The sequence below is a fragment of the Mycobacterium sp. NPDC048908 genome, assembly GCF_043197955.1.
Lineage (GTDB): Bacteria > Actinomycetota > Actinomycetes > Mycobacteriales > Mycobacteriaceae > Mycobacterium.
Map to the genome: position 1 here is coordinate 168,100 of NZ_JBICUE010000001.1, position 18,907 is coordinate 187,006.

18 protein-coding genes are annotated in these 18,907 nt (G+C 66.8%); 9 read left to right on the forward strand and 9 right to left on the reverse strand.

Annotated features, from left to right (window positions below; genetic code table 11):
• Position 1 precedes the first annotated feature (1 nt).
• Genes hutH through hutU form a run of 5 tightly spaced genes read right to left on the reverse strand, consistent with a single transcriptional unit; the run spans position 2 to position 6,963 of the window.
• Positions 2-1,546 (reverse strand): histidine ammonia-lyase, encoded by a 1,545-nt coding sequence (hutH, locus tag ACGFK1_RS00810; protein WP_393424155.1) that lies wholly within the window; start codon positions 1,544-1,546, stop codon positions 2-4.
• Positions 1,543-2,739 (reverse strand): imidazolonepropionase, encoded by a 1,197-nt coding sequence (gene hutI, locus ACGFK1_RS00815; RefSeq protein ID WP_393424158.1) that lies wholly within the window; start codon positions 2,737-2,739, stop codon positions 1,543-1,545. The genes hutH and hutI overlap by 4 nt, the downstream gene beginning before the upstream one ends.
• Positions 2,736-4,082 (reverse strand): formimidoylglutamate deiminase, encoded by a 1,347-nt coding sequence (locus ACGFK1_RS00820; RefSeq protein ID WP_393424161.1) that lies wholly within the window; start codon positions 4,080-4,082, stop codon positions 2,736-2,738. The genes hutI and ACGFK1_RS00820 overlap by 4 nt, the downstream gene beginning before the upstream one ends.
• Complete coding sequence (locus ACGFK1_RS00825; RefSeq protein ID WP_393424164.1) at positions 4,079-5,305, reverse strand: allantoate amidohydrolase; 1,227 nt, start codon at positions 5,303-5,305, stop codon at positions 4,079-4,081. Before ACGFK1_RS00825 ends, ACGFK1_RS00820 begins: the two co-directional genes overlap by 4 nt.
• Positions 5,302-6,963 (reverse strand): urocanate hydratase, encoded by a 1,662-nt coding sequence (gene hutU, locus ACGFK1_RS00830; RefSeq protein ID WP_393424167.1) that lies wholly within the window; start codon positions 6,961-6,963, stop codon positions 5,302-5,304. The genes ACGFK1_RS00825 and hutU overlap by 4 nt, the downstream gene beginning before the upstream one ends.
• A 206-nt stretch (positions 6,964-7,169) precedes the next feature.
• Here hutU and ACGFK1_RS00835 point away from each other — a divergent pair, with 206 nt between their 5' ends.
• Positions 7,170-7,955 (forward strand): IclR family transcriptional regulator, encoded by a 786-nt coding sequence (locus tag ACGFK1_RS00835; protein ID WP_393424170.1) that lies wholly within the window; start codon positions 7,170-7,172, stop codon positions 7,953-7,955.
• Between the two features lie 16 nt (positions 7,956-7,971).
• Here ACGFK1_RS00835 and ACGFK1_RS00840 read toward each other — a convergent pair whose 3' ends face one another.
• Complete coding sequence (locus ACGFK1_RS00840; protein WP_393424173.1) at positions 7,972-8,871, reverse strand: acyl-CoA thioesterase; 900 nt, start codon at positions 8,869-8,871, stop codon at positions 7,972-7,974.
• 528 nt (positions 8,872-9,399) lie between these two features.
• On the opposite strand from ACGFK1_RS00840, the gene ACGFK1_RS00845 reads away from it, so the two are divergent.
• From ACGFK1_RS00845 to ACGFK1_RS00875, 7 genes are all read left to right on the forward strand, one after another.
• Positions 9,400-9,903 carry a hypothetical protein gene (locus ACGFK1_RS00845; RefSeq protein WP_393424176.1) on the forward strand — a complete coding sequence of 168 codons (504 nt, stop codon included), beginning with the start codon at positions 9,400-9,402 and terminating at the stop codon, positions 9,901-9,903.
• Between the two features lie 32 nt (positions 9,904-9,935).
• The gene (locus tag ACGFK1_RS00850) at positions 9,936-11,288 is read left to right on the forward strand and encodes an MFS transporter (protein ID WP_393424179.1); all 1,353 of its coding nucleotides are present in this window, start codon (positions 9,936-9,938) and stop codon (positions 11,286-11,288) included.
• 10 nt (positions 11,289-11,298) lie between these two features.
• Positions 11,299-11,961: a response regulator transcription factor gene (locus tag ACGFK1_RS00855; protein ID WP_393424182.1), complete on the forward strand. Its 663-nt coding sequence runs from the start codon at positions 11,299-11,301 to the stop codon at positions 11,959-11,961.
• A gap of 1 nt (position 11,962) precedes the next feature.
• Positions 11,963-13,342, forward strand: coding sequence for a sensor histidine kinase (locus ACGFK1_RS00860; RefSeq protein ID WP_393424185.1), 1,380 nt, complete (start codon positions 11,963-11,965; stop codon positions 13,340-13,342).
• Entirely contained in the window at positions 13,335-14,279 is a 945-nt protein-coding gene (locus ACGFK1_RS00865; protein ID WP_393424188.1) for a TAXI family TRAP transporter solute-binding subunit, read from the forward strand. Before ACGFK1_RS00860 ends, ACGFK1_RS00865 begins: the two co-directional genes overlap by 8 nt.
• A 101-nt stretch (positions 14,280-14,380) precedes the next feature.
• Entirely contained in the window at positions 14,381-14,824 is a 444-nt protein-coding gene (locus ACGFK1_RS00870) for an SRPBCC family protein (RefSeq protein ID WP_393424191.1), read from the forward strand.
• Positions 14,808-15,332, forward strand: a complete 525-nt coding sequence (locus ACGFK1_RS00875) for a TetR/AcrR family transcriptional regulator (protein ID WP_393424194.1) — start codon at positions 14,808-14,810, stop codon at positions 15,330-15,332. The genes ACGFK1_RS00870 and ACGFK1_RS00875 overlap by 17 nt, the downstream gene beginning before the upstream one ends.
• Here the strand turns inward: ACGFK1_RS00875 and ACGFK1_RS00880 are convergent.
• Together ACGFK1_RS00880 and ACGFK1_RS00885 are read right to left on the reverse strand one after the other, a co-directional pair.
• The gene (locus tag ACGFK1_RS00880) at positions 15,329-15,652 is read right to left on the reverse strand and encodes a hypothetical protein (RefSeq protein ID WP_393424197.1); all 324 of its coding nucleotides are present in this window, start codon (positions 15,650-15,652) and stop codon (positions 15,329-15,331) included. The genes ACGFK1_RS00875 and ACGFK1_RS00880 overlap by 4 nt on opposite strands.
• A gap of 80 nt (positions 15,653-15,732) precedes the next feature.
• Entirely contained in the window at positions 15,733-15,978 is a 246-nt protein-coding gene (locus ACGFK1_RS00885) for a hypothetical protein (protein ID WP_393424200.1), read from the reverse strand.
• A 204-nt stretch (positions 15,979-16,182) separates the two neighbouring features.
• Here ACGFK1_RS00885 and ACGFK1_RS00890 point away from each other — a divergent pair, with 204 nt between their 5' ends.
• On the forward strand, positions 16,183-16,473 hold the full coding sequence (locus tag ACGFK1_RS00890) for a hypothetical protein (RefSeq protein WP_393424203.1): 291 nt from the start codon (positions 16,183-16,185) through the stop codon (positions 16,471-16,473).
• Here ACGFK1_RS00890 and ptsP read toward each other — a convergent pair.
• A complete protein-coding gene (gene ptsP, locus ACGFK1_RS00895) occupies positions 16,470-18,905 on the reverse strand; it encodes a phosphoenolpyruvate--protein phosphotransferase (protein WP_393424206.1) in 2,436 nt (811 codons plus the stop codon). The genes ACGFK1_RS00890 and ptsP overlap by 4 nt on opposite strands.
• Positions 18,906-18,907: the final 2 nt, after the last annotated feature.

Genomic DNA, 18,907 nt, shown 5'->3' on the forward strand with positions numbered 1-18,907 from the left:
CTCAGCCCAATGGGCCGGTGACTCCCTCCGCGGCCGCCACTAATTGCCCGGACGCCGCCAGGGCGACGACTGCATCGATCTCCGGTGCCAGGTAGCGGTCGGTGCCTGGCCCGGGTACGGCTGTCCTGACCGCGGCGATGACAGCCGAGGTCGCGGGCGACGCCGCCAGCGGCGCGCGTAACTCGATGCCGCGCGCCGCGGTGTAGACCTCGATCGCGAGCACGCGGCGCAGCCCGTCGATGGCCCTGCGCAGTTTCCGGGCGGCCGACCATCCCATCGAGACATGGTCCTCCTGCATGGCTGACGACGGAATCGAGTCGACACTCGCAGGGTTGGCCAGACGCTTGAGTTCCGAAACGATCGCGGCCTGCGTGTACTGCGCGATCATGTGGCCGCTGTCCACGCCGGGATCGTCGGCCAAAAACGGCTTCAGCCCGTGGCTGCGCGCTACATCGAGGAATCGGTCGGTGCGGCGTTCGCTGATGCTCGCCATGTCAGCCGCCGCGATCGCGAGGAAGTCGAGCACATAGCCGACCGGGGCCCCATGGAAATTGCCGTTCGACTCGACGCGTCCGTCCAGCGTGACGACGGGGTTGTCCACCGCGCTGGCCAATTCGCGGCCCGCGACGGTGCGGGCGTGCTCGACTGTGTCGCGCGCCGCGCCCGCCACCTGAGGCGCGCACCGCAGCGAGTACGCGTCTTGCACCAGCGAGCAGTCCGGCCCGCTGTGACTGGCGACGATCGGTGAGTCGGCAAGCACCCGGCGCATGTTTCCCGCCGCCACCGCCTGCCCAGGGTGCGGGCGAAGGGCGTGCAGATCCTCCGCGAAGACTCGGGCGGTGCCGAGCAGTCCTTCGACGCTCATCGCCGCCGCGACGTCCGCCAGTTTGAGCAGCCCGTCCAGATCGCGCAGCGCCAGCACCAGCATGCCGAGCATGCCGTCGGTGCCGTTGATCAGCGCCAGCCCCTCCTTTTCGGCGAGCACGAGGGGTTCGATGCCGTGCCGTGCCAACGCGTCAGCGGCGGGCAGAAGTTCCCCCTCGGCCGTGCGCACGGCGCCCTCGCCGATCGCGGCCAGCGCGACGTGCGCGAGCGGCGCGAGGTCGCCGGAACAGCCGAGGCTGCCGTATTCGTAGACCACGGGGGTGAGCCCCGCGGACAACATCGCGGCGTAGGTCTGGGCGACCTCGGGCCGCACACCCGTGCGACCGGTGGCCAGAGTGGACAGCCGAAGCAGCATCATGGCCCTGACGACCTCGCGCTCGACCTCTGCACCTGAGCCTGCGGCGTGTGAGCGAATCAGGCTGCGCTGCAACTGCGTCCGCAGTTCGTGCGGGATGTGCCTGCTGGCCAGGGCCCCGAACCCGGTGGACACCCCGTACACCGGCTTCGGGTCGTGGGCGAGGTCCTCGATGCGAGCCCGGCTCTTGGTGATCGCGTCCAGTGCCTCATCGGAAAGGTTCACCGTGGCACCGTCTCGGGCGACGGACACCAGTTCGTCGGGGGTGACGGGGCCGACACCGACTACGACGGTTTGGTTGTTCACGATCGTGACTCGACTTTCTCGAAGAGGTGCTGTCCGGCCCGCACCACATCGCGGACGAGCGGCACACCGGGGCGATACGCCAGGTGGATGTACGACGGGGCGGCCAACCGGACGAAGTCGGCGCGCCGCCCGACGGCGAGCACACCGACGTCGTCGCGGCGCAGCGCGGCCGAGCCGCCCGCGGTGGCGGCCCATAACGCTTGGGCCGGTGTGAAGTTCATGTCCCGTACCGCGATGGCGATGCAGAACGGCATGCTGGTGGTGTATGAGCTGCCGGGGTTGCAGTCGGTGGCCAGCGCCACCGTTGCGCCCGCGTCGATCAGTCGCCGACCATCGGGATACTGTGCGCGCGTCGAGAACTCGGCTCCCGGCAGCAGTGTGGCGACGGTGGTGTCGGCGGCGTCCGCCAGCGCGTCGACGTCATCGTCGGTGGCATACGTGCAGTGATCCACCGACGCCGCGCCCAGTTCGACGGCGAGCCGGATACCCGCGCTGGGCCCCAGCTGGCCGGCGTGCAGTCGGGCGCCGAGACCAGCGGCCATGCCCGCCGTGAGGATGTGGCGGGCTTCGTCGACGTCGAAGGCGCCTCGATCGCAGAACACATCCACCCAGCGGGCGTGCGGTGCGCAAGCGCCCAACATGGGGCCGGTGATCAGATCGATGTACGCCCGACGGTCGTCACGGAATTCAGCCGGAACGACGTGCGCGCCAAGGAACGTCGTCTCTTCTGTGACAGCCCGCGCGACGCGCAGCGAGCGGGCCTCGTCGTCGACGGTGAGCCCGTAGCCGCTCTTGCATTCGAATGTGGTGATCCCTGTTCGTAGCAGCTCATCGGCGAGGCGCTGCACCCAGGTGAGCAGGGCGGTGTCATCGGCCGCCCGGGTTGCGGCCACCGTCGAAGCGATCCCACCCGCACCGTAGGGTTCGCCGCTCATCCGCGCTGCGAACTCGGCCGATCGGTCGCCCGCGAAGACCAAATGAGCGTGGCTGTCCACGAATCCGGGAATCACGCTGCACTCTTCGCAACTGACCCGCTCGTCGGCGTCGGGCGCCTCGGCACGTCGGCCCACCCACGCGATCTGCGGGCCGTCGACGACAACGGCCGCGTCGGCGATGATGCCGAGCGGATCGCCGTCGGCGTTGGCGGGGTCGTTGGTGACCAATTCCCGGATATCGGTGTAGAGAACGGTCATCGGCAGTCCATCAATTCGCTGATGGCGGAGCACAGTTCGGCTTCGACGTCGGGGACCCCGGCATGCTTGCGGTCGACCACGACGGCACGACCATCGACCACGACATCAGTGATGTCGGATGTGGCCGCGGCGAACACAAGATTCTGCACCGTGGCGCCGCCGCCTGCGGTGCGAATCGAATCCATCTGCACGGCAACGAAGTCCGCCCGCGCACCGACCGCAAATTCGCCCGCATCAGCCCAGCCAAGCGCGCGGTGACCATCGTAGGTGGCCGCCCGCAACAACCGATCGGCCGCGATGGTGCCGCGTGTACGCGAGGCGAGGCGTTCGTTCAGTTCGACCGCGCGGGCCTCTTCGAAGAGGTCGATCACCGCGTGACTGTCGGAGCCAAGGCAGAACATCCCACGGCCTGCCAGCAGTGCGGGTGCGGGGCCGATGCCGTCGCCGAGGTCGCGTTCGGTGGTGGGACAGAAGCACACCCCGGTCGACGTGCGGTCGATATCGGCGATGTCGTCGGCCGAGAGATGGGTGGCATGTACGGCGGTGGTTCGCGGCCCCAGTGCGTCAACGTCACGCAGCACCGCTATCGGGGTGCGGCCATGCACCGCCAGGCTCTGCTCCACTTCGCGCGTCTGCTCCGATGAGTGCACGTGCAGCGGAACATCGTGGATCTCAGCCCATTTGACGACGGCGGGCATGTGCTCGAGGGGAACGCCGCGGACCGAATGCAGCGCAGCGCCAAGCAGGACAGAAGGACTGTCAACCTGCTGGCGCATCGATTCGACGCGGTCCGCCCACCCGTCGCCCGAGCCGTCGCCGAATCGCTGCTGGGGGCCGGCCAGCGGTGCACCGTCCGGTCCGGAACTCAGGTAGCAGGTGTCGAGCAGCGTGAGTCGGATGCCGGCGTCGGCAGCGCCGTCGATCACGGCGTGCCCCATGGCGTTGGGATCGGCGTAGCGAGTGCCGCCGGCGTCGTGGTGCAGGTAGTGGAACTCACCGACCGAGGTGATTCCGGCGAGCAGCATCTCGGCGTAGACCGCGCGGGTCAATCGGCGGTAACTGTCGGGGTTCAGTCGATCGGCGGCGCGGTACATCAGATCACGCCATGTCCAGAACGATCCGCGGTCATGTTGGGTGCGGCCGCGCAGTGCGCGGTGGAAGGCGTGCGAATGCGCGTTCGCCAACCCGGGGATGACCAGGCCACGCAACCGGTGTGAGTCCGGGTGCGCCGCCATGTCGGTCTCGATTCCGGTGATGCGCCCGTCGGTGACCGTGAAAAGTGCACCGCCGGTGACCGTGTCGCCGCCCAGCCAGGCGTGTTCACACCACCACGTGTCGGTCACGATGTCACCCAATCCGCCATCACGTCCGCGAGGGCCAGCGCTCCGGTGTTGCAATCGGAGGCTTCCGCGAACTCCTGCGGTGAATGCGACACACCGGTCGGGTTGCGTACGAACAACATCGCTGTAGGCACAACGGCGGCCAGGATGCCTGCGTCGTGGCCAGCCTGGGTGGGCAGTACCGGGATGTCCCCGAGATGGCCGAGCGCACGTTGCAGTCGGGCCCGCGGCGCCTCGGCGAATTCGACGATGGGGGTGACCGATTCGGCTTCGACCGCCAGGTCGATGCCATCGGCGGCGGCATGCCGGTGGGCCTCGGTACCGATCTCGTCCACCAGCGACCGCAGCGTCGCCTCGTCGGGGGCCCTGGCGTCCAGCCAGGCCTGCACGGACGACGGAATCGCGTTGGCACCGTTGGGTGCAACGATCACCTTGCCGAAGGTCGCGACGGCATCCCGCGCGGCGGCCAGTGATCTCGCGGCGTGTACGGAGGATGCGAACGCCAGCATCGGGTCGCGCCGGTCGGCGAGCCTGGTGGTGCCTGCATGGTTCGCTTCACCACGGAAGGTGAACTCCCACCGGCCGTGCGGCCAGATCGCCGACGCGACCGCCACGGGACGGTCGATCAGGTCAAGCGCGCGGCCCTGTTCGACGTGCAGTTCGACGAAGACCCCGACACGGTCGCCGATCCGAGGATCGGGACCGAGATGTTCGGGGTTGCGGCCCAATTTGGCCATCGCCTCGTTCAACGTGACACCGTGGATGTCTCGCAGCCCGCGGGCCCGGTCGGCGGCAAGTGCGCCGGTCGACAATTGGGACCCGACGCATGCCACACCGAACCGCGCGCCCTCCTCGTCGGAGAACGCGGTGACCGCGATGGGAACGCGTGGCACGATGCCGCGCTCGCGGATGATGTCGACGGCCGCGAACGCGGACACCACGCCCAGTGGCCCGTCGAAGGCGCCGCCGTCGGGCACAGAATCCAGGTGTGAGCCCGTGACGAACGCGTCGGTCGGATCTCCAGTCCAGCCTGGCGGCATCCACCACGCCCACAGATTTCCGTTGCGGTCCTCCTCGACGTCCATCCCGCGCTGGGCAGCGCATCCGGTGAACCATTCGCGCAGCATCATGTCGGCATCCGACCACGCGTAACGGCGATAGCCGCCGGTGGAGGTATGCCTACCGACGTCCGAGATCGTCGGCCACAGCGCGTCGAATGTCGTCACGCGTTCTCCCGCATGGGAATCCGCACACCGCGCTCGATGGCTACTTCTGTCGCGTGCTCGTAGCCGGCATCGACATGACGGATCACGCCCATGCCGGGATCGTTGGTCAGCACCCTTGTGAGTTTCTCCGCTGCGAGCGCGGTGCCATCGGCGACGGTCACCTGGCCCGCGTGAATGGACCGGCCCATGCCGACACCGCCGCCGTGGTGAATCGACACCCACGTCGCGCCGGACGCGGTGTTCACCAGAGCATTCAGCAGCGGCCAGTCGGCGATCGCGTCGGATCCGTCGAGCATCGCCTCGGTCTCCCGGTACGGCGACGCAACGGATCCGGAGTCGAGGTGATCGCGGCCGATCACGATGGGGGCGGACAGTTCACCAGACGCCACCATCTCGTTGAACTTCAGCCCTGCGCGGTGGCGTTCACCGTAGCCGAGCCAGCAGATGCGTGCCGGCAGCCCCTGGAACGACACCATCTTGCCTGCCATCTCAATCCACCGGGTGAGGTGTTTGTTCTCCGGAAAAAGCTCGAGAATCGCGCGGTCGGTGGCGGCGATGTCCTTCGGATCACCAGAGAGCGCGGCCCACCGGAACGGGCCGAGGCCCTCTTCGAATTGCGGCCTGATGTAGGCGGGCACGAAGCCAGGGAAGTCGAAAGCCCTGTCATAGCCGGCCTTTCGGGCCTCATCGCGGATCGAGTTGCCGTAATCGAACACCTCTGCGCCGCGGTCCTGAAAGCCGACCATGGCGGCGACGTGTTTGGCCATCGACTGCTGCGCTTGTTCGGTGAAGTACACGGGATCCTTGTCGGCCATCTTCTTCATGTCATCGAAGTCGATGCCGATCGGCAAGTACGACAGCGGGTCATGCGCCGAGGTCTGGTCGGTGACGATGTCGATCGGCGCATCGCGGCGCAACATCTCGGGAAGCACCTCGGCGGCGTTGCCCAACAGCCCGATCGACAGCGGTCGCTTGGCGTCGCGGGCCTCGATGGCCAACCGGAGCGCCTCGTCGATGTCGACGGCCTTGGTGTCGAGGTAGCGGTGCTCGATACGGCGGTCGATGCGGGTCTCGTCGCAGTCCACGCAGATCGCCACGCCGTCGTTCATCGTGACGGCCAACGGTTGTGCGCCGCCCATGCCGCCGAGGCCGGCGGTCAGTGTGATCGTGCCCGCCAGGGTGCCGTCGAACCGCTTCTTGGCGACCGCGCCGAACGTCTCGTAGGTGCCCTGCAGAATGCCTTGCGTGCCGATGTAGATCCACGAACCCGCGGTCATCTGCCCGTACATCATCAGGCCCTCGGCCTCGAGCTTGCGGAACTGCTCCCAATTCGCCCAGTCGCCAACCAGATTCGAGTTCGCGATCAGCACCCGCGGCGCCCACTCGTGAGTGCGGAACACGCCGACCGGCTTGCCGGACTGCACCAGCATGGTCTCGTCGTTCTCGAGGCTGCGCAGGGTCCTGACGATCGCGTCGAAGGCCTCCCAACTGCGGGCGGCCCTGCCGGTGCCGCCGTAGACGACCAGATCCTCGGGGTGTTCGGCGACCTCGGGATCGAGGTTGTTCATCAGCATCCGCAGCGCGGCCTCCTGTGGCCAACCCTTACAGGACAACTCGGTGCCGTGCGGGGCGCGGACAAGGCGCGCGGTGGACGTCATGGTGTTCTCTTTCCGCTGGTCCAAACTCTGTGGTGCTATCAGCACACCGCACGCGGCGCGGTTGCGGTAGGCACAATCGCGGGATAGTGTCTCGTATCCGAGACGTCGGGGAGTATGCCGTTGCGCCGAGACTGCGGCCAGATCGCCGTCTCGCCGAAAACCGCGATCTCTCCGCAGTCTCGGCAAGCGAAGTGCGGAGGTAGGCGATGTCCAGCACGTCACCAGCGGTCGGCAGGGCCCTCGATGTGCTGCTGCACCTTGCGTCGCGGCCGGGACCGGTGCAGGGCTCGGCGTTGATCCGCGATCTCGACATGCCGCGCTCGTCGGCCTACCACCTGCTCGAGGTGCTGATCGACCGTGGGTTCGTCGTGCACCTGCCCGATCAGCGTGCGTACGCGCTCGGATTCTCGGCGTTCGAGGTCGGGTCGGCATATCTGCGCCACGAACCGCTCGAACACATCGCCCGGCCAATTCTCAGGCGCTTGGCCGCGGCGGTCGGCGAGACGGCTCACCTCGGGATCCTGTACGGCGCGGAGAGTGTCTATCTGCTGAAAGAGCAACCGCAGACAGCTGGCGTCCCCGTCACGCTCGTCACGGACGTCGGTGTGCGACTGCCCGCCCATCTGACCGCGAACGGCCGGTCGATCCTCGCCCACCTGTCGGCGGCTCAGGTGCGGGCGCTGTTTCCCTCGTCGGCGTCGTTCATCCGTCGCACCGAACGTGGGCCCAACTCACTTGCCGAGTTGCGGCGACTCCTGCGGGTTGAACACGAGCAGGGGTGGGCCGAGGAGGCAGGCATGATCACTGACGGCCTGCAGTCGGTGGCGGCGTGCGCGTTCGACCATGCGGGCCGTCCGGTCGCCGCGTTCAGCGCGACACGTCGCGAGGACCGCCCGAATACCGAGTTGCCTGCTCTGGTCGACGCGGTCCGCGCCTCGGCGCGGCAGTTGACCCAAGCGCTGTCCGGCCGCGCCCCCGAGGGGTGGTTCTGACTTCATGCGTGCCGGGTCAGGCGACCGCGGTGGTGAAGGGTTCGTTGGACTGTCGTAGCTCGATCAGGTGCCGCGCGAGCTCATCGAATCGGCGGTCCTCGGCGGATCGCGGTTGCCACGCGGGCACACGCCGGGCCTGCCCGCGTTCGTCGAGTGCGACGACGACGAGCGCTCCGAGCGCCACAGGGTCGGGGCACCGCGAGGTGGTGACGTAGATGCTGGTATGGACGCTGCGCGGTCCCGTGTGAATGACTCGTGCGTTGACGTTCACCGTGTCGCCAGGACCGATGGCACGCCAGAAACGGATACCGGTCACGTAGGCCGTAATGGCTTCGGCGCCTGTCCAATCGGCTCCGCACGCGCGCGCGGATTCGTCGATCCACTGCATGACGCGACCGGCGCGCACTCGGCCGTTGGGGTCGACGTCGCAATCGCCGGTACCGAAACGCAGTGTCGTGCCACCCGCCACGGAGTGGTTCAGGGCGGTCATCGCGTCTTCGATGCGTTTGCGCATCCCGATCCGCACCCTGGCCTGTCGCTGCCGTTGGAGGTCGAGCATCGTCACGGGCACCCACTTTGGCACCTCGACAGGACTACCCGTGTCGTCGACAGCGACGAAAATGACTGGGCACTGCGCGGTTTGACCGCTTGAATAGACGGTGACGAGGATGTGCATGCTACAGCACCCGGTATAGACGAGAGTGGCGTGCACGTCGACGAGTTCGCCGACTCTGATGGGTCTGTCTAGGTGAAAGTGGCCTATCGAGGCAACGACGCAATGACCGCCGCACCATCGTGAAGCGGTGGCGTGTGCAGCCTTGTCGATCCAATCGGTAAGGCTGTCGTGGGCTGTCGCACGGTAGCGGTAGACCGTCTCGTGCTGGTGTGTCGTTTCCATTGCCATGGTTCCCCCCATGCCGTTGTTACAGCCATGGTGTGACCGGTGTGGTCGTCCGCATAAGTGAAGAGGGGTCAAGCGCCCTGTTTCCTTGCACGATCCACAGATTCCGCTGATCGCGGCCTACCGAACCTGTGGATTGTGCAAGGAAACACCCCACTGCGGCCATTTCCCTTTCAGGTCCTGCGGCTGGGCTCACATGATCGGAGCATCTCCAACGGAGGGGGCCCATCATGTTGCTGACCGTGATCGTGGCGCTGGGGGTGGCGCTTGCACTCGGCGTACTGGTGTGGCGGGCGCGGCATCGGGAACCGGTGACGGCGGAAGCACGCTATCGCAAAGACATTCAAGTCTTGAGGCGTCATTCCGCGGCCGTCTGGTCGGCCGGGGAGGATTCGGACCCCACGCATTCACGGGCTACCAAGGCTGGCGCCTGGATGAGCCTTGGCGCGGTGGGCGCCAGTGGAGGCTGTGGCGGCTGCGGAGGCGGTTGCGGAGGCTGCGGTGGCTGCGGCGGTTGCGGCGGTTAGGGGGGAGGTGGGACAGATGCGATACAACAAGCGACTTGATCGTGCTCATCGGGCGGTGGCAGAACTCGAGCTGATCCCCGGGATGTTCAAGACGTGCCCGTGGGAGCCACGCGACCTCATCGAGACCGGTCTGCGCCAATGGCTGCGCTGCTGCGCCGCGGGGCTGCATGACAAGCAGATGATAGGGATGCCCTCGCATGCGGTGGACGAGGCTTGGCACGGCCTGATCTTGTGTACCGCCCGGTATCAGGCGTTCTGCCTCAAGGCGTATGGACAGTTCATGCATCACCATCCGGTCGGCGGCGCACCCGACGCCATTGCGGCGGCGTCGGATCCGATGGATGAGCAACTGCGTAGGACGGTCATCGCATGGGAGTTCGTCGCGAGACCCGGCGAAACATGTGTGCTGTGGGATCTCGACGAGCGTGTCGGCGTGGAACAACCGTGGGGACTCGATCACACACGCGTCGCGGAGATACACGGCGTCGTCACCAATATCCGTGCAGGCGTGTGGAATTGAACACCAACCAGTAATGAGGGGATTGGGGGAACATGGATACGAAACAGAGGCCGGTGGCCGCCAACGTGATTCGGGGGTCGCTCGGAAACCTGATCGAGTGGTACGACTGGTACGCCTATGCGGCGTTCAGCATCTACTTCGCGAGCGTGTTCTTCCCCTCGGGGAATCAAACCGCGCAGCTGTTGAACACCGCAGGCGTCTTTGCGGTCGGATTCCTTGTCCGGCCGCTCGGCGGTTGGATATTCGGCAGGTACGCGGACCGATTCGGCCGCCGCGCCGCCTTGACGCTGTCGGTCACGCTGATGGGCATCGGTTCTCTGGGCATCGCGGTCCTGCCGGGCTACGCGCAGATCGGTGCTCTGGCGCCCATTCTGCTCGTCGCCGCGCGACTGCTGCAGGGATTGTCCCTCGGTGGTGAATACGGCACCTCCGCAACCTATTTGAGTGAGGTTGCGACTCCGCACCGACGCGGCTTCTACTCCTCCTTGCAGTACGTGACGCTCACGAGCGGCCAGCTGCTCGCGCTGGGTGTGCAGATCGTCCTGCAGCAGGTGCTCACTCCGCAGCAGATGCACGGCTGGGGCTGGCGCATCGCGTTCGTCATCGGGGCGGCGGCCGCGGTGACCGTGATGTGGCTGCGGCGCACGATGGATGAGTCGGAGAACTACAAGCTCGCCGTCAGCGAAAGCCCCGAGAACTCTGAACGGGGAAGCCTGAGGGTATTGCTCTCCTATCCACGGGAGTGCCTCACCGTCGTGGGCCTCACGCTCGGCGGCACCATCGCGTTCTACACGTTCACCACCTATATGCAGAAGTTCATGATCAACACCGCGGGCCTGCCGAAGGAACAGGTGACGTGGATCAACTTCGTTGCACTGCTGATCTTCGTGTGCGTCCAGCCTGCGTTCGGTGCCTTGTCGGATCGGATCGGACGCCGCCCGCTACTGATCGCATTCGGTATCGGTGCGGCGGTGTGCACCGTCCCGTTGCTTGCTGCTGTCTCACACGCCAGCTCGCCATTGCCTGCGTTCGCGCTGATGATGATCGGCCTGCTCATCGTGTCGGGTTACACGTCGATCAACGCCGTGGTGAAGGCCGAGCTCTTCCCGGCCCGCATCCGCGCGCTGGGTGTGGGCCTGCCGTACGCGCTGACCGTCGCCATTTTCGGGGGTACGACGGAGTACGTTGCGCTTGGCCTGAAGAACATCGGTCACGAGCACTGGTTCTTCTTCTACGTCGCGGGCTGCGGCTTGATCTCGTTGTTGGTCTACGTCTTCATGGGCGAGTCGTCGCGCAGCTCGCAGCTTGAGCGCGAGACGCGGCATTTGCGGGCAGCCGAACCCGGACAGGCCAAAGTCGATGAGGTTCTGGCCGACCCTGCTTAGCATCAGCGCCATGCAGGTGCTGCTAGTCGAGGACGACGAGGGGGTCGCGTCGGCTCTCGCCGAGCTTCTCCGCCAGGCCGGCGCGTCGGTCGTCCGAACCGCCCGCGGTGGCGACGCGCTTCACCGCGTCAAGGGCTGCGATCTGGTGTTGTTGGACTTGGGGTTGCCGGACATGGACGGCCTCGATGTGCTGCGCACGTTGCGGCGGGCGTCGGCGGTGCCGGTGATCATCATGACGGCCCGGGACAGCGACGGCGCGGTGGTGCTCGGTCTTCGCGCCGGAGCGGACGACTATCTTGTCAAACCGATCCGAAAAGCCGTGCTGATGGCCCGAATTGACGCCGTGATGCGACGTATCCGCCGCAGCGGCGACGCCGCGCCCACATTCGGCCCGGTCGTCGCCGGACCCGTCACCGTCGACCGGGAACGTCGCGAGGTAACGCTCGAGGGAGAACCGCAGGCGCTCACCAGAACTGAGTTCCAGATTCTCGCCACACTCGCCTCCCGCCAGGGTGAAGCGGTCAGCCGCGAAGAACTGATGCTGGAGGTGTGGGGCACGGCGGTGGTCGGCAGGTCCAGGTCGCTGGACTTCTTCATCGGACAGCTCAGGGCGAAGCTGGTGGGACTGCCACTGCAAACGGTGCGCGGCTTCGGCTTCCGGCTGGACACCTGACATGGGGTTGCGGGTTCGTGCGGTACTGGTCGTGCTGTCGCTGCTGGCGATCGCCGCACTGGCCGTGCCGTTGGGATTGAGCCTCGCGGACCGAAGAACCGCGACGCTTGCCGCAGAACGGGACAGGCAGCTGTCGGCTTTGGCCGATGCGGCGGCGGTGCCCGACGCGCCACTGCAACGCCTCGTCGACCGCTATTACGAGGTGTACGGCGAAGGCTTGCTGATCGTCAATTCCGACGGCAGGCCATTGGCGTCACACGCACTGGATGTCACTGAGTCCGATGTCGCGACGGCGGCCAGTCACGCCCTCGTCGACGCGCCCGCGGAGCGATGGACGCGCGTACTGCCGTGGGATCGACGCCACCTTCTCGCCGCGACCGGAATTCGCAGCGACGGCGAACTGGTCGGTGCAGTCGTCCTGGCCGTCGACCCTGCCGCCGCAGCACGCGATGTCGGCATCGGGTGGCTGTGGGTGGCCGTTGGCTGTCTCGGATTTCTGGTATTGGCCGCCGTCGTCGCGTGGTCGCTCACGAGGTGGGTACTGCGTCCGCTCGACGGACTCGAGCGCGCCGTCGCGGAGATGACCGAGGGGGTGGCCGGGCCGCCGGCCAACGTGGCGGGACCGCCGGAACTGCGCCACTTCACGTCGGCGTTCAACACGATGGCTCAGGTGGTGCGTGCCTCGCTGGAGCGTCAGCGGCGTCTGGTCGCCGACGCGGCCCATCAGTTGCGCAATCCGCTCGCCGCTGTCCGGTTGCGTGCAGACACTCTCGAGGACTACGTGACCGACGCGGGTGGGTCGACGTACATGTCGATGACCGCTGAATTGGACCGCTTCGAGAACCTGATGGAACAACTGCTGCGCCTGGCGCGCGCCGAGCAGGTCAGCGGCACAAGGCAAGCCGGGCTGTCCACGGCGGCGGAGTCGACGGACCTCACTGACGTGATCGCAGAACGCGTCGCGTACTGGCAGCCGATTCTCGCGAGCGAAGACCAGCAATTGCATGATGACTCGGAGCATCCCGGGCCCGTCGTCGCGCTCGCCCGACATGATGTCGAGCAATTGCTCGACGTCGCACTGGAGAACGCGCTGCGTTACGCGGGGGAGGGCGTCACCGTCAAGGTGTCGGTTGAACGGGCAGGCGCGACCGTCGACCTGGTGGTCAGTGACAACGGCTGCGGGCTGCCCGACAGCGACATATCAAGGGCCGCAACACGATTCTGGCGCGGTAAGGACGACGGTTCGGGCACCGGCCTGGGCTTGGCGATCGCCGCTGAGATCGTCGCGGGACACGGCGGGGCGATCACCGTCGAAAAGGCTCCCGAAGGCGGCCTGCTGGTCCGCTACCGTCTGCCGCGAACAGGTGAGTCGCATGAGTAGGAAATCGGTCGAAATGAGCCGTCGCACATTCCTTCTCGCGACGGCCACGCTGGCCGCAGCCTGTACCATCCGGACCGAACCGAGCGGGCATCTGCGGCTGGCGGCCGGGGATCCCGGCGGGCTGTACCTGGCGTTCGCGCAACTCCTCGCCAAGCAGCTCAACACCCGCTATCCGGGTATCACCGTCGACGTGCTGGCCACTGAGGGCACGGTGGAAAACCTCGCCCTGCTGCGCGCGGGACGGGTCGACCTCGGTCTCGCTCTTGCCGACGTCGCCGAGCAGGATCGAGCGACCGGCACGTCGGACACCGCGCCCAAGGCGGTGGCCCGTGTCTACGAAAACTACCTGCAGGTGATCGTGCGGGAAACCGCTGCCGCGAAACAACTTTCCGACCTCAAGGGTCAACGTGTCTCGATCGGCCCCAGCGGATCGGGCGCCGCGGCGACCAGCGAGTTGCTCTTCGAGACCGCAGGTCTTGGCGGCGTCGTTGTGATGGTGAACTATCGACTGAAGGAGGGGCTGGCCCACCTGGCGGACGGAAGCATCGACGCGCTGGTGTGGTCTGGTGGAGTGCCGACGCCCGCGATCGCCGAACTCGACGAGGAGCTGCCGCTTCGGATGCTCGACATCGGTGCGATCGCCGGGCCGATGAGCCGGCGTGCCGGCTACCCGTACTTCGTCCACCGAGTGCCTGCCGGCGGGTACGTCCCGCCAGGCATCCGCTCCATCGGAGTGCCCGATCTGCTTCTGGTCCGGCACGACGTCGCGGCCGACTTGGTGGCCGCAGTCGTCGACGTGTTGGCGACCGACGCAGCGCGCCTGGTACCTCCCTACGTTCGCGGCCTGCAGTACCTCGGGCCGCCGTCGATGATTCAGACCGGTGTCATCCCACTGCACGAGGCAGCCATCGGCGCGTACCGCGCGTTGCATGGCTGACCGCTGCTTACCCGCGAGCAGACGCAGAAGGTTCCAGAACACCCGATTTTGTGGGCTTCTGCGTCTGTTCGCGGAGGAAATCTAGCTGTACCATCTGGTACATGATTACTGACTGTGGGGTCGACATCGATGCGCCGGCCCAGGTGGTTTGGGAGGTGTTCAGCGATGTCGAACGCTGGCCGGAATGGACTCCCTCGGTTACCAAAATCGTGGCGCTCGACGGGCCCGGATTGGCGGTCGGCAAGCGCTTCGAGATCAAACAACCGCGGATGCCCAAGCTTGTCTGGGAGGTCACTGAGTTGACTCCTGGCGAGTCGTGGACCTGGGTGCAGCGCTCGCCCGGCGGGAGCACGGTGGCACGCCATGAGGTCAACGCCGAGTCCGACGGCCGCACCAAGGTCCGCCAGCAGCTGGATCAGCGCGGACCGATCGGCGCACTGGTCGGCGTGCTCATGCGTGGGATGACAAGGCGCTACTTGGATTTGGAGGCGACTGGGCTCAAGGCCCGAAGCGAGCAGCGGCGCGTAGATGGCCCGACCGCCTGATCTGGTCCGGCGTCAGGAGTTGCTCGACGCGGTGGTGAAGGAGTGCGCCGAGCGCGGGATCGGGGACCGCTCGCTGCGCGACATCGCCGCAGCCGTCGGCACCAGCCACCGCATGCTGCTGCACCACTTTGGTTCACGAAACGAACTGCTGCTGGCGATCGTCGACGAGGTCGAGCGTCGTCAACGCGCGCTGTTACCGACGTTGCCAACCGAACCCGCGGCGGCCGTCGCGGCGATGTGGGCCAACCTTCGCCGGCCCGAACTACGCCCGTTCGAGCGGCTGTTCTTCGAGTGCTACGCGCGCGGCGTCCAGGGCGAGGCGCCGTTTTCCAGCATGTTGCCAGGAGCCGTTGACCTGTGGCTGGCAGACGCTGCGGATCCCGCGCTCGGCCGCCTCGGTTTGGCGGTCATGCGCGGCCTGCTTCTCGATCTGGTGGGCACCGAGGATCAGGCCGGCGTCGATGCGGCGGCCAAAGCGTTCACCGACCTGGTTGGGCGGGCGGGCTAGCCGGAACCGCCGCTGGCCTGCTTGGCGGCGGCGGCAGCCGCAGCCTTGCCTTCTGGGCTGGCGGCCGAATTGCCGGGTGTGGTCGCCGAGGCAACTCCTGCCTCACAATTCAACGACACCAGCATCTCGTTGGTCGCCGAGCCGCTGCTGTTGGGTGGTGGCTGGACCGTCCGCTTCTGCGCATGGGTCACTACGCAGTCGGGCCACGACTTCTGGTCGCCGACAACGGATTCCACGACGGGCTTGAAGCCAGAGCTACTCAGTGAACTCTGCGCGTCGGAGTACTTCTGTCCGGTCACATCGGTAGCCGCGGTAGCCACGCCGCTAACCGAAATAGCCACCGCGGCAAGGCCTGTCGCGACAGCGCCCGCCCGGCATACAGGGCGCGCCCAACTCATCGCTAGCCCGCCTTGACCGGAGGGACAGCTTCGGTGGTGGGCTCCACCGTCGCAGGTGTCGTGAACGTGGCCGTTGCTCCCACGTTCATATTGCTCACGGAAGGCTGGACGTAGACGCCGCCGGACGATCCGTCCCCGGATCCGGCCAGCGTGTTGACGTGCCCCGAGTTACCGTTGTCGAGAACGACGGTCAAGACACCTGCACCGATCACTGCTGCTGCGGCGCAGATGGCTCCCACCAACTTCACACCGCGACGACTGTTAGCCGTTCGTTTCGTCTTCATATCGGGATCGTTGCGCTCCGACCGTAATGATCACTGGAACCGCTCTGTGAGCTCACTGATTTACGTGTCGGTCATCTCGGCGCATTTTCAGCACTCCGCGGTTTAGTTCACAGTATCCGTGGGGTAGCCGTTTGCGTTCGAGGGGTTAGCCGATGCGAAGGAGTACGTGTGAAGCGGAAGCGAAGCGCGGCCGAAGCGACCCTCGTTGGCGTAGTGAGCCTTGCGGCGGCCACGTTCGGCGCTGGGATGGCGCAAGCCGATCCGCCGCAACCGACACCACCGCCACCCGTTCCGGTACCGGGACACGACGGCCCGATACCTCAGGACGCGGTGGTGCCGATGTGGGCACCGCCCGCCCCGCCGCCACCGTTCTGGGCGCCGTGGCTGCCGGTGGTGTGGAACACGGATCTCAGCACATGGGGCGTGTGGTGGAACGGCAGCTTTCTGACCCTGCCTTAGCCGTCTCGACCCAACCGTGTCCGCACGGCCGACGCACTGTCGCTGGACAGCATTTCTGTTGCGATCCGTCGAGCCTCGACGATGTCTGCCGCACGGACGGCTTCCTTCGTGGCGGGAATGGCTGGGGGAGTGACGGATAGCCCATCGACGCCCAATCCGAGCAGCACGGCCGTCGCGCGCTCGTCGGCCGCGAACTCGCCGCACACTGATACCGACGCTTTGCCTGCCGCTCCCCGGCAGGTTGCTCGAATCAGTTGCAGCAGTGCGGGATCGAAGGCGTCGCCGATGGACGAAACCGCATCGTTGTTGCGGTCAGCGGCCAGCGTGTACTGCGTCAAGTCGTTGGTGCCGATGGACAAGAAGTCGACGTGACGGGCGAACGCGGCAGCCTTGAGGGCGGCCGCAGGCACCTCCACCATCATTCCCACCTGCAATCCGGTCGGCGGGCAGCCACCCGCGCGACTCATCGCGGTATCGAGAAGTTCACGAGCTGACAGCAATTCGCCGAGAGTGGCGATCATCGGGAACATGATGCTGACGGGTGTCTGCTGCGCTACCCGCACCATCGCCAACAGTTGATCGGCCAGCAGATCCGGATGTGCCAGCGACATCCGGATGCCGCGCACGCCGAGATAAGGGTTCAGTTCGGCGGGGGCGGGCAGAAACTCCAATGGTTTATCGCCACCGACGTCCAATGTGCGCAACGTGATTCGCCGTCCTTCGAGAGATTCGGCGATCTTGCGGTAGACGGCGACCTGTTCCTCTACGTCCGGCGCATCCTGTCTGCCGAGGAACAAGAATTCGGTGCGGACGAGTCCGGCGAGATCGGCACCGTGCGCGGCGGCAGCACGCGCGTCGTCCACTGAACCGACGTTGGCGCCGACCGGAATCGTGACGCCGTCACGCGTGGTCGCCGGTTCGGCGGCGTGCGCATGGGCCTGCCGCTGGCGCTGCGCCAGTGCGTCCACCCGCTCTTGGAACGCCCGGCGGGCATCCGGCGGCGGGTCGACAATGAACTCGCCATTACCTCCGTCCACCGCGACAACCGTGCCGTCGGCGATCGCGAGCACTGACGGGCCTGCGCCGACAATCACCGGAATGCCCTTCGCCCGCAACAGGATCACGTTGTGTCCATGTGGGCTGCCGAAGGCAAGCAACACCGCATTCACGCGTGAGGGATCAAGCTCGGCGGCTTCCGCCGGCGTCAGGTCGGCCGCGATCACCACGCCTGTCGGCCCGGGCGAATTCTCGGCACCGCCCACCATCGCCCGCAGGACTTGATCGCCGACGGCGCGAACATCGTCGGCCCGGGCCCGCAGGTAGGGATCTGGCAATGCCGCGAACTCGGCGGCAAGCTCCTCTACCGCGGTCGACCACGCCGAAACGGCGGACACCCCGTCGTCGATCCGGCCGCGGGCACTGTCGAGCAATGCGGCGTCGTCGAGCAGAAGTTGGTGAGCGTCGAAGATCGCGGCCTGGGTCTCTCCGACGTCACGAGCGGTGCGGGTGCGCAACTGGCTGATGGTGCGCCGAACCGACGCGATCGCCTTGCTGACCCGACGCCACTCGGCCGCGGGTTCGCCGGCGGGTGTGTCGGGATAGTGGACGGCGCCCGACCGTGCCGTGTGCGCGGGCCCGATGCCCAATCCGGACCCGGCGCCGATCGGCGTCAGCCGCGCTACGGGCTGGGGAATGGGCACCGCCTCGCCGGACGTCTCGTCGAAGTTGCGCGCAGCCAACGACAAGATGTGGTCGAGGGACTCGGCGGCCTGACTGCCGGAGACCCGCACCTCGACCTCATCGCCGGACCGCACACCCAGTGTGGCGATCTTCGAAAGGCTTCCTGCATCAACCCATTTCGACTCGGTCCGCCGATTCCGTATCCGGACGTGTGCGTCGCGACGGCGGACCTCCTGCACCAGCCGGGCGGCAGGGCGGGCGTGCAAGCCGTGTGGATTGTTGACGACAAAGCTGCCAACGAGTTCGTCGGCGTCATGATCGTCGTCGTCGACGGCGGCCTGCGCAGGCCCGAGGTGGCCCACTTTTCCTGCCAGCGCACCTGCGGCCTCGGCGGCCACCTCGCCGCTGTCGGCGCCGTTGGCCGCCGCCACCGCCGCCACCACCAGGCCCTCCACCAGCGGTGCGGGGCACAGCACCACCCGGTCGCGGACGTCGTCGTCGACAAGTTCGAGCGCCAACTCGGCCGACAGCACCGCGCTGCCGAGGTCCATCAACACCACCACGCCCGCGCCCTGGTCCGCGGACATGATGGCATCGACGATCTGCGCTGCATCCGTCCCGAAGGTGGTGTCATCGAGACCTGCGGCGACAGCGATACGAATCTGTTTGCCGTGCAACATTTCCTGCGCCAATGCGACCGCGGCTCGCGCCAACGCCCGGCTGTGCGAGACAACGACTATCCCGACGGTCACCG